Annotated in this window: 14 protein-coding genes, 2 tRNA genes, 1 pseudogene and 1 riboswitch; of the genes and pseudogenes, 16 read left to right on the forward strand and 1 reads right to left on the reverse strand. The window is 56.8% G+C overall.

Annotated features, from left to right (window positions below; translation table 11 throughout):
- Nucleotides 1–116: 116 nt before the first annotated feature.
- Both hupB and QZ869_RS09300 read left to right on the forward strand, forming a co-directional pair.
- On the forward strand, nucleotides 117–392 hold the full coding sequence (gene hupB, locus QZ869_RS09295; protein ID WP_062425544.1) for a DNA-binding protein HupB: 276 nt from the start codon (nucleotides 117–119) through the stop codon (nucleotides 390–392).
- Between the two features lie 140 nt (nucleotides 393–532).
- A riboswitch (FMN riboswitch) is annotated at nucleotides 533–682 on the forward strand.
- Between the two features lie 133 nt (nucleotides 683–815).
- The gene (locus QZ869_RS09300) at nucleotides 816–1,718 is read left to right on the forward strand and encodes a DMT family transporter (RefSeq protein WP_296104195.1); all 903 of its coding nucleotides are present in this window, start codon (nucleotides 816–818) and stop codon (nucleotides 1,716–1,718) included.
- 640 nt (nucleotides 1,719–2,358) lie between these two features.
- Here QZ869_RS09300 and QZ869_RS09305 read toward each other — a convergent pair.
- A tRNA-Val gene (locus tag QZ869_RS09305) sits at nucleotides 2,359–2,434 on the reverse strand.
- 632 nt (nucleotides 2,435–3,066) lie between these two features.
- Here QZ869_RS09305 and QZ869_RS09310 point away from each other — a divergent pair.
- The 14 genes and pseudogenes from QZ869_RS09310 (at nucleotide 3,067) to nuoK (ending at nucleotide 14,060) form a co-directional block, all read left to right on the forward strand.
- Nucleotides 3,067–3,143 (forward strand) — tRNA-Asp (locus QZ869_RS09310).
- Between the two features lie 421 nt (nucleotides 3,144–3,564).
- The gene (locus QZ869_RS09315) at nucleotides 3,565–3,930 is read left to right on the forward strand and encodes an NADH-quinone oxidoreductase subunit A (RefSeq protein ID WP_027672972.1); all 366 of its coding nucleotides are present in this window, start codon (nucleotides 3,565–3,567) and stop codon (nucleotides 3,928–3,930) included.
- Entirely contained in the window at nucleotides 3,921–4,505 is a 585-nt protein-coding gene (locus QZ869_RS09320) for an NADH-quinone oxidoreductase subunit B family protein (RefSeq protein WP_296020971.1), read from the forward strand. Before QZ869_RS09315 ends, QZ869_RS09320 begins: the two co-directional genes overlap by 10 nt.
- A 17-nt stretch (nucleotides 4,506–4,522) precedes the next feature.
- Entirely contained in the window at nucleotides 4,523–5,125 is a 603-nt protein-coding gene (locus tag QZ869_RS09325; protein ID WP_296020970.1) for an NADH-quinone oxidoreductase subunit C, read from the forward strand.
- A complete protein-coding gene (locus QZ869_RS09330; RefSeq protein ID WP_296038177.1) occupies nucleotides 5,122–5,553 on the forward strand; it encodes a GFA family protein in 432 nt (143 codons plus the stop codon). The genes QZ869_RS09325 and QZ869_RS09330 overlap by 4 nt, the downstream gene beginning before the upstream one ends.
- Nucleotides 5,553–6,743: an NADH-quinone oxidoreductase subunit D gene (locus QZ869_RS09335; protein ID WP_296020967.1), complete on the forward strand. Its 1,191-nt coding sequence runs from the start codon at nucleotides 5,553–5,555 to the stop codon at nucleotides 6,741–6,743. Before QZ869_RS09330 ends, QZ869_RS09335 begins: the two co-directional genes overlap by 1 nt.
- Nucleotides 6,743–6,997, forward strand: a complete 255-nt coding sequence (locus QZ869_RS09340) for a hypothetical protein (RefSeq protein WP_296020966.1) — start codon at nucleotides 6,743–6,745, stop codon at nucleotides 6,995–6,997. Before QZ869_RS09335 ends, QZ869_RS09340 begins: the two co-directional genes overlap by 1 nt.
- A gap of 16 nt (nucleotides 6,998–7,013) precedes the next feature.
- Nucleotides 7,014–7,796 (forward strand): annotated as a pseudogene (gene nuoE / locus QZ869_RS09345) (NADH-quinone oxidoreductase subunit NuoE); the annotation flags it as partial.
- Between the two features lie 41 nt (nucleotides 7,797–7,837).
- Nucleotides 7,838–9,142: an NADH-quinone oxidoreductase subunit NuoF gene (gene nuoF, locus QZ869_RS09350; RefSeq protein WP_296020964.1), complete on the forward strand. Its 1,305-nt coding sequence runs from the start codon at nucleotides 7,838–7,840 to the stop codon at nucleotides 9,140–9,142.
- A 159-nt stretch (nucleotides 9,143–9,301) separates the two neighbouring features.
- The gene (gene nuoG, locus QZ869_RS09355; RefSeq protein ID WP_296104199.1) at nucleotides 9,302–11,383 is read left to right on the forward strand and encodes an NADH-quinone oxidoreductase subunit NuoG; all 2,082 of its coding nucleotides are present in this window, start codon (nucleotides 9,302–9,304) and stop codon (nucleotides 11,381–11,383) included.
- A gap of 12 nt (nucleotides 11,384–11,395) precedes the next feature.
- On the forward strand, nucleotides 11,396–12,439 hold the full coding sequence (gene nuoH / locus QZ869_RS09360) for an NADH-quinone oxidoreductase subunit NuoH (protein ID WP_296038172.1): 1,044 nt from the start codon (nucleotides 11,396–11,398) through the stop codon (nucleotides 12,437–12,439).
- 39 nt (nucleotides 12,440–12,478) lie between these two features.
- A complete protein-coding gene (gene nuoI, locus QZ869_RS09365) occupies nucleotides 12,479–12,970 on the forward strand; it encodes an NADH-quinone oxidoreductase subunit NuoI (RefSeq protein WP_003502385.1) in 492 nt (163 codons plus the stop codon).
- A 137-nt stretch (nucleotides 12,971–13,107) separates the two neighbouring features.
- Nucleotides 13,108–13,722 (forward strand): NADH-quinone oxidoreductase subunit J, encoded by a 615-nt coding sequence (locus tag QZ869_RS09370; protein WP_296020960.1) that lies wholly within the window; start codon nucleotides 13,108–13,110, stop codon nucleotides 13,720–13,722.
- A gap of 29 nt (nucleotides 13,723–13,751) precedes the next feature.
- Complete coding sequence (gene nuoK, locus QZ869_RS09375) at nucleotides 13,752–14,060, forward strand: NADH-quinone oxidoreductase subunit NuoK (protein WP_296020959.1); 309 nt, start codon at nucleotides 13,752–13,754, stop codon at nucleotides 14,058–14,060.
- The last annotated feature ends 3 nt before the right edge of the window (nucleotides 14,061–14,063 follow it).

Here is a 14,063-nt window from a genome sequence, read left to right on the forward strand (position 1 = left end):
GAGACCTCTTGTTTTTCAGGCGATTCCGTCGCTTTTGGGTGGCGGTGCGCGAATAGAACTCTATTCTGCGCGGACCTGATTTTGAGTCGTTTCATACCACTGAAAGGGATGGAAACATGAACAAGAACGAGCTCGTTTCCGCAGTTGCCGAGAAGGCTGGCCTGTCCAAGGCTGACGCCGCTTCTGCCGTTGACGCCGTATTTGAAACTGTACAGAACGAACTGAAGGCTGGTGGCGACATTCGTCTTGCTGGCTTTGGTAGCTTCAGCGTCAGCCACCGCAAGGCAACCAAGGGCCGCAACCCGGCGACCCGCGAAGAGGTCGATATTCCTGCTCGCAACGTCCCCAAATTCTCCGCAGGCAAGGGCCTGAAGGACGCGGTCAACAGCTGATCCGTCCAGACTTCGTGATTCAACGAAGGCGATTTTTATTTCGATGTTTTGCAAGCCCGGCCTTAGCGCCGGGCTTTCTTTTGCGCCAGCTTGCGTTGCGTTCAGTCCTGTCATACTCCTCTTTCGCCGGTTTTTCCGGCATTCGTTCTCAGGGCGGGGTGAAATTCCCCACCGGCGGTAATGGGGAAGCCTCAAGCCCGCGAGCGCCTGTTCTCCTTGAGATGGCAGGGTCAGCAGATCCGGTGCAATTCCGGAGCCGACGGTCATAGTCCGGATGAAAGAGAATGAGGTCAGGTGACTGCCCCGGAGTGCGAAAGCACATTCGGGAGCGGTTGTGCGTTTTATCGTATCTTTCGCGATGCGGTTCTCGTCGTCCTCATCTGTCCTGATTTATGTTGGTCCTTTTTGATAAGGAAGCATGGCATGAATCAGAGTTCCGTTTCGCTCTTGCGCTCCCGGGCCGTTCTCGGCGCCGGTTTCATGGTTCTGGCGGGTATCGCCTTTGCCGCTATCAACATCATCACCCAAGAGCTTGCGATGACGCTCGGCTTCCCGCCGGCGTCGACAGCCTTTTGGCAATATGGCTTTGCTCTTGTCCTCTCACTGCCTTTACTGATCCGGTTGGGGCTGAGTGCTATGAGGACGGCTTATCCCTTTCGCCATATCATCCGGGTGCTGCTTGCCGCCCTCGGCGTTCAGGCCTGGGTGACGGGGCTTGTTACCGTGCCAATATGGCAAGCGATCGCGCTGGTTATGACGTCGCCTTTTTTCATCATCATTGGGGCGCGCCTCTTTCTCGGGGAAACGGTCGGTCGCGACCGATGGCTGGCGACGCTCACCGGTTTTGTCGGGGCGATGATTATTCTGCAGCCTTGGTCTGACAGCTTCACCATGTCCGCGCTGCTACCGGTTCTTTCGGCACTGCTATGGGGCGGGTCGTCGCTTATCATGAAGAACCTGACCCATCACGAAGCGCCTGAAACCGTGACGGTCTGGCTGCTCGTTTTGTTAACGCCGATCAATGCAGGGCTCGCCGCGGCATCCGGCTTCGCGCTTCCACACGGGCTCAGTCTCTGGCTGCTGCTTGCGGCTGGCTTGCTGACTGCCTTAGGACAATATTTGCTTACGCTGGCTTACAACGCCGCCGACGCTGCCTACGTCCAGCCATTCGACGACCTGAAGCTGCCACTTAACGTCTTTGCGGGCTGGTTTGTCTTTGGCTACGCACCAAGCGGCTATCTCTGGCTGGGCGCTTTTCTTATTCTCTGCGCCTCGCTCTTCCTTATGTTGCGCGAGGCAAGAAAGGAAACACCGGCGGCGTCTTGATGGCAAATTAACGGAAGCCGGTCGCAACGCGTCCGGCAACCTCAGCAAACGCCCACATGTCACGGCACACAGGCGTCGAAGGCATTTTCTTGTCGCCTGTATGAGGCACCAGACAAGATTAAGAATCGCAGTTGATGGACTTTGGATAACCCAAAACAGCGAACGACTTCGAAAATGACAGAATGTTCGCTATCGGACGGGTGAGCACTGGGTTCGGCAACGCGTTCTTTTCTGAATGAAGAGGAAGAGCTTAAGTCTCTAACGCTGCTTGTCCTGATTCTCCGAATCGTACTGAACCCATCGAAAAAAGAAATAGATAGGAAGCGCAATAAGCGCCAAAGTGACGAGGGTGTGTGCTGACATGGTTCATCCCATTACTACGTGTCCTCATCATGAGGACGACGAGATACTTATGAGCTGAAACATCTTTATAATTCTTGAATCGATCTACAGGCGAAACGACCGATTCTGGGACAATTGTATAAGCCAATTGAAGTAGTTTGCATCAATACCACTTTCCATACGGCGGCTTGCCGCAATTGAGTGCATAGCGACATTCAAACTCACTAGCGGCGGTCAAAAGCTTGAAGCCGATAACAGAGCACCATGCCCAAAATATATATTCAAATGGAGAGATAGATGGTGGGCGATGAGAGACTCGAACTCCCGACATCCTCGGTGTAAACGAGGCGCTCTACCAACTGAGCTAATCGCCCTTCGCGTTCTGCGGATCGTGTCCGCCGCGTCGGTGGCCGTGATCTATTCGGATCGAGCGGAAACCGCAAGAGCCTTTGTGAAGTTTTTTTGTTTTTTTCTGAATTTTCGTTGCACATCGGCACTCAAGGACGTCATCGGTCCGCATCATAGGCTAACCTTTCCAGAGACTTATGACCAGGTTGGGTTATTCCTCAAGCGTCACCCTCCCACAGATGGCGCAGGCAATGTCCTCCAGATCGCTCGGACGAACACGTCGGTGCCAGTGCCAAAATGTTGATGTCTCTTAATTGCAGTGATGCTGAGTCATCGGTGGGAAATGGATGCCTGCGTGTTCGAGAGGGCAGGGCAGGCCATTACCCGTCTGTAGCCGGCGCCTTATGAACAAGAATCATGGCAGCCTTCAAAAGAAAATGCCGGGCTGTGGAAAAGACGTGGCTGAGGCATCCGTCCCACTTTTGGCGGATCGCCCCAAAAATCAGGCGTTTGGGAGTCCACGCCTACAGCAAAATGCATAAGCTTATTCTTTTGTCGTGAAACCTGCTTGACACCCCCACACGAACCCCTTAGTTAGCCGCTCAACGAACAGCCGAGGCGGTTCGTGCAGCGGGGTGAAAGCCCCCTGTCAGGAGATGCGGGTGTAGCTCAGTCGGTTAGAGTGCCGGCCTGTCACGCCGGAGGTCGCGGGTTCGAGCCCCGTCACTCGCGCCATTTTTATATACCTCCAATAGCCTGAATTGTATCTTGGAGACGGCAGTTTGCGCTGCGAGATCGATCGGATCTCGCTCCCGTGGAGCCGTCGCATTGTTGCTCCTGAAAGTCCAGTTCCAGTGCCTCGTCGATGTCATAAAACGTTACCGGAGGGCGCAAAATTACGTGACTTTTTAAAAGCGTCTTTCAAACGATTTTTGTCGATGTTTCTTAAGTATTTAGCTATACTTCGAATGATCGATGCACCAGCTGTTTGACGTGACGGTGTCTAATCCGTGGCGGGATTGGCGCGAAAAGGTGCTTAAACCCTTGCAGAGATGGCGCGGCTGCGCTAACCACTGCGGCGTTGCAACACAATTCGGCCCTGCGGAACGTCGGTTCCAAATGGGTGCCCGACACTCGGTCGGGCAAGGAAGAGACAATGACTGAACTCCTCAGTTCCTATATTCCAATCGCAATCTTTATCGGTATCGCACTCGTCATCGGCCTGGCGCTGTTGATCGCGCCTTTCGCGGTTGCTTACAAGAATCCCGATCCTGAGAAGCTTTCCGCATTCGAGTGCGGTTTCAACGCGTTCGACGATGCGCGCATGAAGTTCGACATTCGATTCTATCTCGTTTCGATCCTTTTCATCATCTTCGACCTGGAAGTCGCATTCCTCTTCCCTTGGGCTGTGTCCTTCGGTGAACTCGGCTGGTTCGGCTTTTGGTCCATGATGGTGTTTCTGGCCGTTCTGACCATCGGCTTCATCTATGAATGGAAGAAGGGAGCGCTGGAATGGGCGTAGTTCAAAACGACTCGACGCTTATCGCGCAAAAGCCCAAGGGCATTATCGATCCAGCCACCGGCAAACCGGTTGGTAGTGACGACGCCTATTTCAGCGAAATCAATGACGAGCTGGCCGACAAGGGCTTTCTCGTCACCTCGACCGACGAGCTCATCACCTGGGCGCGCACCGGCTCGCTGATGTGGATGCAGTTCGGTCTTGCCTGCTGCGCCGTCGAAGGTCTCATGCAGGCGTCCGGTCCGCGTTACGACATGGAGCGCTTCGGCGTTGCCCCGCGCGCTTCACCGCGGCAGTCGGACGTGATGATCGTTGCCGGCACGCTCACCAACAAGATGGCGCCAGCACTTCGCAAGGTCTATGACCAGATGCCGGAGCCGCGTTACGTGATCTCCATGGGCTCCTGTGCCAATGGCGGCGGGTATTATCACTATTCCTACGCCGTCGTTCGCGGCTGCGACCGTGTCGTGCCAGTCGACATTTATGTGCCAGGCTGTCCCCCCACGGCCGAAGCGTTGCTTTACGGCGTGCTTCTGCTGCAGAAGAAAATCCGCCGCACAGGCACGATCGAGCGTTAAGGGCAGAGGACTGAAGAATGAGCGAAGCTCTTAACGATTTCGCGGCCTATGTGCAGGAAGCGCGCGGCTCTCTTATTGAGTCGCATGCCATCGCTTATGGCGAGTTGACGCTGAACACGACACCGGAAAGCATCATCGCGCTTCTGACCTTCCTGCGCGACGACGTGCAGTGCAGTTTTGTCAACATCATCGACATTTGCGGCGTTGACTGGCCGCAGCGCGAAAAGCGCTTCGATGTTGTCTATCACCTGCTGTCTCCTCGCCAGAACCTGCGTGTTCGCATCAAGCTTCAAGCGGCGGAAGACGAGGCCGTTCCGTCTGCGACGTCTGTATTCTATGGCGCCGAGTGGTTCGAGCGCGAAGCCTGGGACATGTATGGCATTCCATTCGAAGGCCATTCCGATCTTCGTCGTATCCTCACAGATTACGGCTTCGAAGGTCATCCGCTGCGTAAGGATTTTCCGCTCACCGGTTTTGTAGAAGTGCGCTACGATGACGTCCAGAAACGCGTTCTTTACGAGCCCGTGGAGTTGAAGCAGGAATTCCGCAGCTTCGACTTCCTCTCGCCTTGGGAAGGGACGGATTACGTTCTTCCTGGCGATGAAAAGGCCAAGCAATGAGCGAAGCGATTTCCACAGAGCAGGGACAGTGTCTTTGCGGCGCCGTTCGCGTTGAAGCGACGATCGGCGCCCGGGAAATGGGGGCGTGCCATTGCTCCATGTGCCGTCGCTGGTCCGGCGGTGTTTTCCTCGCTGTTGAATGCCAGTCTGTATCGGTTGAGAACGCAGCCGCGCTCGGCGTGTATTCGTCCTCCGAATGGGGTGAGCGCTGCTTCTGCAAGACGTGCGGCAGCACGGTGATGTGGCGCTCCAAGGATGGCGCGCATTTTGCCGTTTCTGCTCAGCTCTTCAACGACCCGTCCAGCTTCACGCTGGCATCGCAGATTTTCATTGACGAAAAGCCGACAAGCTATTCGTTCGCCGAGGCCACTAAGACCATGACCGGCCCCGAATTCATCGCCATGATCACGTCGGCGGAGCAACACTGATGACTGAACATAACGTTCGCAATTTTACGATCAACTTCGGTCCGGAACATCCGTCCGCGCACGGTGTGCTGCGTCTGGTTCTGGAACTCGATGGCGAAATCGTCGAGCGCGTCGATCCGCATATTGGCTTGCTTCATCGCGGCACGGAAAAGCTGATCGAAGCCAAGACCTATCTTCAGGCTGTCCCATACTTCGACCGTCTCGACTATGTCGCGCCGATGAACCAGGAACACGCCTTTGCGCTTGCTGTCGAACGGCTGCTCGGGCTTGAAATCCCGATGCGCGGCCAGTTGATCCGCGTTCTCTACTCGGAAATCGGCCGCATCCTGTCGCACATCATGAACGTCACGACGCAGGCCATGGACGTAGGCGCCATGACGCCGCCGGTCTGGGGCTTCGAAGAGCGCGAAAAGCTGATGGTGTTTTATGAGCGCGCCTGCGGCGCACGCATGCACGCCGCCTATTTCCGTCCCGGCGGTGTCCACCAGGACATTCCACCGGAACTGGTCGATGATATCGGCAAGTGGTGCGATCCGTTCATCACCGTTCTCGACAATATCGAAGGCCTTCTGACCGACAACCGCATCTACAAGCAGCGTAACGTCGATATCGGCGTTGTGTCGCTGGAAGATGCGTTTGCCTGGGGCTTTACAGGCGTGATGGTTCGCGGTTCGGGCGCTGCCTGGGATCTGCGCCGCGCGCAGCCGTACGAATGCTATTCCGATCTCGAATTTGATATTCCGGTCGGCAAGCATGGCGACTGCTACGACCGATATCTGATCCGCATGCAGGAAATGCGCGAATCGGTGAAGATCATGAAGCAGTGCGTCGAGCTTCTGTCGGGCAAGCATCGCATCGGTGCGGTCTCGGCGCTGGATGGCAAGGTTGTTCCACCGAAGCGCGGTGAGATGAAGCGCTCGATGGAAGCGCTGATCCACCACTTCAAGCTCTACACCGAAGGCTACCACGTGCCGGCTGGCGAAGTGTATGCGGCCGTCGAAGCGCCGAAGGGTGAGTTCGGCGTCTATGTTGTGGCAGATGGCACCAACAAGCCCTACCGCTGCAAGATCCGCGCTCCGGGCTATGCCCACCTGCAGGCGATGGACTTCCTATGCAAGGGTCATCAGCTCGCTGACGTGACCGCTGTGCTCGGCTCTCTCGACATCGTGTTCGGGGAGGTCGACCGCTGATGCGTCTGCCGCTGGCCATATCGGCTTTGCTTGCCGCCACGACACCGCTCTTCGCCCAGACGGCGACAAGCGACGTGTCGTCGGGTGGAAGCGGCGGCAGCTCGACGATCAAGCAGCTGCTGGATTTGGGGTACGAGATCAAGTCTTCGCTCCCAAACGGCAGCAAATTCATTGTGTTTATGCAAAAAGACAAAGCGGCTTACGCTTGCGAGTTCGTCACGGTGGCGAGATCGCGGTGTGAATCGTTAAATTGATGAGGCGTGAGGAAGTATGTCCGTTCGTCGACTAGCCGAAGATCAGTTCCAGCCCGCAAGCTTCGCATTCAATGCGGACAATACGGTGTGGGCGGAAAAGACGATCAAGAAATATCCGGAAGGACGACAGCAGTCCGCGGTCATCCCGCTGCTGATGCGCGCCCAGGAGCAAGACGGCTGGGTCACCCGCGCCGCCATCGAGAAGATCGCCGAGATGCTGGATATGGCCTATATCCGCGTTCTCGAAGTTGCGACTTTCTATACGCAGTTCCAGATCAAGCCAGTGGGCACCAAGGCTCACATCCAGGTCTGCGGCACGACGCCATGCATGCTGCGTGGCTCTGAAGCGCTGATGGATGTCTGCCGCCACAAGATCCATCACGATCCGCTGCATACCAACGAAAGCGGCACGCTCTCTTGGGAAGAGGTTGAATGTCAGGGCGCATGTGTGAATGCGCCTATGGTCATCATTTTCAAGGATGCTTACGAGGATCTGACGCCTGAGCGCCTGGAAGAGATCATTGATGCTTTCGAAGCAGACAAGGGTGATACGATCACGCCCGGTCCTCAGATCGATCGTCATCTGTCTGCACCTGTCGGTCCGCTGACGACGTTGACGGAAGAAACAAAGCCGGATCGCTCCAATCTCGACAAGAAAGAAGAGCCTGCAGCAGATGCTGCGCAGACGCCGCCTTCCAACGCTGCAAAGCCGAAGACGGATACACCGGAAACCGATCCGAAGCTGAAGACGCCGGCGACGGAGCCGAAGGCTGCAGCAGAAAATGCCAAGGCTGCCGATACCAACAGCGATGCCAAGAAGTCGCAGTGAGAGGTTGAACCATGCTGAAAGATCAAGATCGTATCTTTACCAATCTCTACGGCCTCAAGGACAAGTCGCTCAAGGGCAACATGGCACGTGGCCACTGGGATGGCACCAAGCAGATCATCGAAAAGGGCCGTGACTGGATCATCAACGAGATGAAGGCGTCCGGTCTTCGTGGTCGTGGTGGTGCAGGCTTCCCAACCGGCCTGAAGTGGTCCTTCATGCCGAAGGAAAGCGATGGCCGCCCGCATTACCTCGTCGTCAATGCCGATGAGTCCGAGCCCGGTACCTGCAAGGACCGCGAAATTCTGCGCCACGATCCGCATACGCTGATCGAAGGCTGCGTGATTGCTGGTTTCGCCATGGGTGCTCATACCGCTTACATTTATGTGCGCGGCGAATATATGCGTGAGCGCGAAGCGCTTCAGGCTGCAATCGATGAGTGCTATGACGCTGGTCTGCTCGGCGCTAACAACAAGAATGGCTGGGACTTCGATATCTACGTTCACCATGGCGCGGGTGCCTATATCTGCGGCGAGGAAACGGCTCTGCTCGAAAGCCTGGAAGGCAAGAAGGGCCAGCCGCGCCTGAAGCCGCCATTCCCGGCCAATATGGGTCTCTATGGCTGCCCGACCACGGTCAACAACGTGGAATCGATTGCGGTTGCACCGACGATCCTGCGTCGTGGCGCGTCCTGGTTCTCTTCGATCGGCCGCCCGAACAACGTCGGCACCAAGCTCTTCATGGTCTCTGGTCATGTTGAGCGTCCGTGCACCTTCGAAGATGCGCTGGGTCTGTCCTTCAAGGAGCTGATCGAGCGTCACTGTGGTGGCATTCGCGGCGGTTGGGACAATCTTCTGGGCGTCATTCCTGGCGGCGCGTCCTGCCCCATAGTTCGCGGTGAGGACATGAAGGACGCCATCATGGACTTCGACGGCATGCGCGAAGTGAAGTCGTCCTTCGGTACCGGCGGCATGATCGTCATGGACAAGTCCACCGACGTCATCAAGGCGATTGCCCGTATCGCGGCTTTCTTCAAGCATGAGAGCTGTGGCCAATGCACGCCTTGCCGCGAGGGCACCGGCTGGATGTGGCGCGTTCTCGAGCGTATGGTTAAGGGCAACGCGCAGAAGCGCGAAATCGACATGCTGTTCGAAGTGACCAAGCAGATCGAAGGCCACACCATCTGTGCGCTTGGCGATGCTGCCGCGTGGCCGGTTCAGGCGTTGATCCGCAATTTCCGTCCGGAAATCGAAAAGCGCATCGACCAATACACTTACAGGGCCATGGATGACGGCGCTGTAATGGAAGCTGCCGAATAACGCTTAACGCGCGTGACAAGGCATGGGACCGGGTTTCACCGATCCCGCAAATCATTTAAGCATCCGGTCGAATCTCACCGATACGGCAGGATGCGATCGGGATTTGTCGTGGACCGCTTGTTTGGCGGGACGGACAGGCAACAGGACGTAAGTAGAACCATGACAAAGCTCAAGGTTGACGGTAAAGAGATCGAGGTTCCGGATCATTTCACGCTGCTTCAGGCGTGCGAGGAGGCTGGCGCCGAAGTTCCGCGCTTTTGTTTTCATGAGCGTTTGTCGGTAGCCGGTAACTGCCGCATGTGTCTGATCGAGGTGAAGGGCGGACCGCCCAAGCCTGCGGCTTCCTGCGCCATGGGTGTGCGCGATATTCGCGGTGGCCCGAACGGCGAGTTGCCGGAAGTGTTTACCAACACGCCGATGGTCAAGAAGGCCCGCGAAGGTGTGATGGAGTTCCTGCTCATCAACCACCCGCTGGATTGCCCGATCTGCGACCAGGGCGGCGAATGCGACCTGCAGGACCAGGCCATGGCCTTCGGCATTGCCGGTTCGCGCTATTCTGAGAACAAGCGTGCGGTTGAAGACAAATATATCGGCCCGCTCGTCAAGACGGTGATGAACCGCTGCATCCACTGCACGCGCTGCGTCCGTTTCACCACGGAAGTTGCCGGCATTTCCGAACTCGGCCTGATCGGTCGTGGCGAGGATGCAGAAATCACAACCTATCTCGAGCAGGCAATGACCTCCGAGCTGCAGGGCAACGTGGTTGATCTCTGCCCGGTTGGGGCTCTTACCTCCAAGCCTTTCGCCTTCACCGCCCGTCCGTGGGAGCTCGGCAAGACCGAAACCATCGACGTGATGGATGCTCTGGGCTCCGCAATCCGCGTTGACACGCGTGGCCGTGAAGTCATGCGCATTATGCCGCGCGTCAACGAAGCCATCAATGAAGAGTGGATTTCTGACAAGAGCCGCTTCATCTGGGACGGCCTGAAGACACAGCGTCTCGATCGTCCTTACGTCCGTAAAGATGGCCGTTTGCAGGCTGCGACCTGGGGTGAAGCCTTCGGTGCGATCAAGGCTGCCGTTTCGGCCACCACCGGTGAAAAGATCGGCGCCATTGCTGGCGATCTTGCATCCGTCGAAGAAATGTTCGCGCTAAAGTCGCTTCTCGCATCGCTCGGCTCGACGAATATCGATTGCCGCCAGGATGGTACAGCGCTTCATCCGTCGCACGGACGTGCCAGCTACATCTTCAATACGACGATCCAGGGCATCGAAAAGGCAGATGCGCTGCTGATCATCGGCTCAAACCCCCGCTTCGAAGCGGCTATTCTCAACGCTCGCATCCGCAAGCGCTGGCGCCGTGGCGGCTTCCCGATCGGCGTGATCGGTGAAGCAGGCGAGCTGCGTTACGAGTACGAGTACCTGGGTGCCGGCACCGATACGCTGACCGATCTGGTTAATGGCTCAGGAAGCTTCGTTGAGAAGTTGAAGGCTGCCAAGAACCCGATGATCATCGTTGGTCAAGGCGCTCTGACACGCGAAGACGGTGCAGCAATTCTGGCTGATGCTGCAAAGCTCGCCGGAAACATCGGTGCAGTTTCCGACGGCTGGAACGGCTTCTCGGTTCTGCATACTGCAGCCTCGCGCGTCGGCGGTCTCGATCTCGGCTTCGTGCCTGCGGATACGTCCGCAAACGCAGCTTCCATCGTTGCGTCTTCCGACGTGCTCTTCCTGCTCGGTGCGGATGAACTCGATCTTTCGGCCAAGGCCGCAAAGCTCACCGTCTACATCGGTTCGCATGGTGACAGTGGCGCGATGAATGCCGACGTCATCCTGCCGGGTGCTGCCTATACCGAAAAATCAGGTATTTGGGTCAACACAGAAGGCCGCGTTCAGCTCGGCAACCGCGCAGGCTTTGCTCCTGGCGAAGCGCGTGAAGACTGGGCGATCCTGCGTGCCCTTTCCGATGTTCTCGGCAAGAAGCTGCCATTCGACAGCCTGTCCGGCCTGCGTGCGCAGCTTTACATCGCGCACCCGCACTTTGCGGATACCGATGAGATTGCTGCGGGCAATGTTCACGACCTGACGGGGTTGTCCGGCAAGACCGGCACTCTTAACAAGGCGGCCTTCGCGACGCCGGTTAAGGATTTCTATTTGACGAACCCGATTGCGAGAGCGTCCGCCGTAATGGCCGAATGTTCCGCATTGGCCCGCAACAACTTCAAGGCTGCGGCAGAGTAAGGGTAGGGGATTATGGACTCGTTTTTCTGGAGCTATGTCTGGCCAGCGCTGATTATTGTGGGCCAGTCTCTGCTGCTTCTCGTTATACTTCTGGTCGCGATCGCGTTCCTGCTTCTGGCTGACCGCAAGATCTGGGCTGCCGTGCAGCTGCGCCGCGGCCCGAACGTCGTGGGCCCTTTCGGTCTCTTCCAGTCCTTCGCCGACCTTTTGAAGTTCATCCTCAAGGAGCCGGTTATTCCATCCGGCGCCAACAAGGCCGTCTTCCTGCTGGCACCCCTTGTCGCTGTGACGCTGGCACTTGCCACCTACGCTGTCATCCCGTTCAACCAGGGCTGGGTTGTCGCCAACATCAATGTCGGCATTCTTTATATCTTCGCGATTTCGTCGCTTGAAGTGTATGGCATCATCATGGGTGGCTGGGCGTCTAACTCCAAATATCCGTTCCTCGGCGCGCTTCGTTCCGCGGCGCAGATGGTATCCTACGAAGTCTCGATCGGGCTCGTGATCGTCACTGTTCTGCTCTGCGTCGGTTCGCTGAATTTGACGGACATCGTCAATGCGCAGCATTCCGGTATCGGCACGTCGCTCGGTTTGCCGGCGTCGTTCCTGGATTGGCACTGGCTGCCGCTCTTCCCGATGTTCATCGTCTTCTTCATTTCGTCGTTGGCCGAAACCAATCGTCCACCGTTCGATCTGCCGGAAGCGGAATCGGAACTTGTAGCCGGTCACATGGTGGAGTATGGCTCCACCCCGTACATGATGTTCATGCTGGGCGAATACGCCGCCATCGTTCTGATGTGCTGCCTAACGACCATTCTCTTCCTTGGCGGCTGGCTGCCGATCGTTGATGTTTGGTTCCTGAACTGGGTCCCGGGCATTGTCTGGTTCGCACTGAAGGGCGTCATGGTGTTCTTCATGTTCGGTCTGGTGAAGGCATTCGTCCCGCGTTACCGCTATGACCAGTTGATGCGTCTTGGCTGGAAGGTCTTCCTTCCGCTGTCGCTCGCCATGGTCGTGATTGTTGCATTCGTACTCAAGCTGACGGCAGGGGCATAATGATGTCCGAACTCCTCGCTTGCAGATTTGGAGGTTGAGATGGCCAGTCTTTCCCAAGCCGTCAATTCGCTGTTCCTTAAGGAATTCGTTGGCGCGATCTTTTTGACCATGCGCCACTTCTTCAAACAGAAGGCAACGGTGAACTATCCTTTTGAAAAGGGTCCCGTCAGCCCGCGTTTTCGCGGCGAGCACGCGCTGCGTCGCTACCCGAACGGTGAAGAACGCTGCATCGCCTGCAAGCTGTGCGAAGCGATCTGTCCCGCTCAGGCGATCACCATCGAGGCCGGACCGCGCCGCAACGATGGCACGCGCCGCACGGTTCGTTACGACATCGACATGGTAAAGTGCATCTATTGCGGCTTCTGCCAGGAAGCCTGCCCGGTGGACGCGATCGTTGAAGGCCCTAATTTCGAGTTTGCGACGGAAACCCGAGAAGAACTCTATTTCGACAAGCAGAAGCTTCTCGACAATGGTGATCGCTGGGAGCGCGAAATCGCGCGCAACCTCGCTTTGGATGCGCCTTATCGCTAAGGCTTACTCCATGTCTTCGGAGTTTCACTCCGGGGATGGCAAAAGATGAAATGCCTGTCGGCGATCGCTGGCGGGAACGAAACGGGCAGGGCGGTCTGGAGGCCGCTTTTGCCCGGTGAGGACAAAAAGGCACCAACATGGGTCTGCACGCTGTATTCTTCTACATATTCGCTTTCGTCGCCGTGGCGTCTGCATTTCTGGTCATCGCTTCCAAGAACCCGGTTCACTCGGTTCTTTTCTTGATCCTGACCTTCTTCAACGCGGCCGCGCTCTTCCTGCTGACGGGTGCCGAGTTCCTTGGCATGATCCTGCTGGTCGTTTATGTCGGCGCTGTGGCGGTGCTGTTCCTCTTCGTCGTCATGATGCTGGATGTCGATTTCGCCGAGCTGCGTTCCGGCGTGCTGCAATACGCTCCGATCGGCGCTCTTATCGGTGTGATTCTTGCGGCAGAACTGATCATTGTCATCGGGGGCAGCGTGCTCAACCCGCAGGCGGCCAAGTCCATCACCATGCCGATCCCCAATCCTCTTGAGCGCGCCAATACCGCAGCCCTGGGTGACGTGCTTTATACGAACTACGTCTACTTCTTCCAGCTGGCAGGTCTCGTACTGCTGGTGGCCATGATCGGCGCCATCGTGCTGACGCTGCGTCACCGCACCGACATCAAGCGTCAGGACATTTCAACCCAGGTCGCCCGCGATCCTAAGACCGCCGTTACGACGGTCAAGGTCAAGCCGGGTCAGGGCCTCTGAGGCGCGAACGGATCCAAGGAATATAGAATATGGAAATCGGTCTTTCCCATTACCTGACGGTCAGCGCGATCCTCTTTACGATCGGCATCTTCGGTATCTTCCTCAACCGCAAGAACGTTATCGTCATCCTCATGTCGATCGAACTCATCCTTCTGGCTGTCAATCTTAACATGGTTGCCTTTTCCTGGGTGCTGAACGATATCGTCGGCCAGGTCTTCGCCCTGTTCATTCTGACTGTTGCGGCTGCTGAAGCGGCCATCGGTCTTGCAATACTCGTAGTCTTCTACCGCAACCGCGGATCGATCGCCGTGGAAGACGTCAATATGATGAAGGGCTGATAA

Origin of the sequence: uncultured Agrobacterium sp. (genome assembly GCF_913777885.1) — a bacterium.
Classification (GTDB): Bacteria; Pseudomonadota; Alphaproteobacteria; order Rhizobiales; family Rhizobiaceae; genus Agrobacterium.

What these genes read in the sequence shown, in the direction of transcription:
- hupB (WP_062425544.1), top strand. Translation starts at nt 117, where the DNA reads ATGAACAAGAACGAGCTCGTTTCCGCAGTTGCCGAGAAGGCTGGCCTG.
- QZ869_RS09300 (WP_296104195.1), top strand. Translation starts at nt 816, where the DNA reads ATGAATCAGAGTTCCGTTTCGCTCTTGCGCTCCCGGGCCGTTCTCGGC.
- QZ869_RS09315 (WP_027672972.1), top strand. Translation starts at nt 3,565, where the DNA reads ATGACTGAACTCCTCAGTTCCTATATTCCAATCGCAATCTTTATCGGT.
- QZ869_RS09320 (WP_296020971.1), top strand. Translation starts at nt 3,921, where the DNA reads ATGGGCGTAGTTCAAAACGACTCGACGCTTATCGCGCAAAAGCCCAAG.
- QZ869_RS09325 (WP_296020970.1), top strand. Translation starts at nt 4,523, where the DNA reads ATGAGCGAAGCTCTTAACGATTTCGCGGCCTATGTGCAGGAAGCGCGC.
- QZ869_RS09330 (WP_296038177.1), top strand. Translation starts at nt 5,122, where the DNA reads ATGAGCGAAGCGATTTCCACAGAGCAGGGACAGTGTCTTTGCGGCGCC.
- QZ869_RS09335 (WP_296020967.1), top strand. Translation starts at nt 5,553, where the DNA reads ATGACTGAACATAACGTTCGCAATTTTACGATCAACTTCGGTCCGGAA.
- QZ869_RS09340 (WP_296020966.1), top strand. Translation starts at nt 6,743, where the DNA reads ATGCGTCTGCCGCTGGCCATATCGGCTTTGCTTGCCGCCACGACACCG.
- nuoF (WP_296020964.1), top strand. Translation starts at nt 7,838, where the DNA reads ATGCTGAAAGATCAAGATCGTATCTTTACCAATCTCTACGGCCTCAAG.
- nuoG (WP_296104199.1), top strand. Translation starts at nt 9,302, where the DNA reads ATGACAAAGCTCAAGGTTGACGGTAAAGAGATCGAGGTTCCGGATCAT.
- nuoH (WP_296038172.1), top strand. Translation starts at nt 11,396, where the DNA reads ATGGACTCGTTTTTCTGGAGCTATGTCTGGCCAGCGCTGATTATTGTG.
- nuoI (WP_003502385.1), top strand. Translation starts at nt 12,479, where the DNA reads ATGGCCAGTCTTTCCCAAGCCGTCAATTCGCTGTTCCTTAAGGAATTC.
- QZ869_RS09370 (WP_296020960.1), top strand. Translation starts at nt 13,108, where the DNA reads ATGGGTCTGCACGCTGTATTCTTCTACATATTCGCTTTCGTCGCCGTG.
- nuoK (WP_296020959.1), top strand. Translation starts at nt 13,752, where the DNA reads ATGGAAATCGGTCTTTCCCATTACCTGACGGTCAGCGCGATCCTCTTT.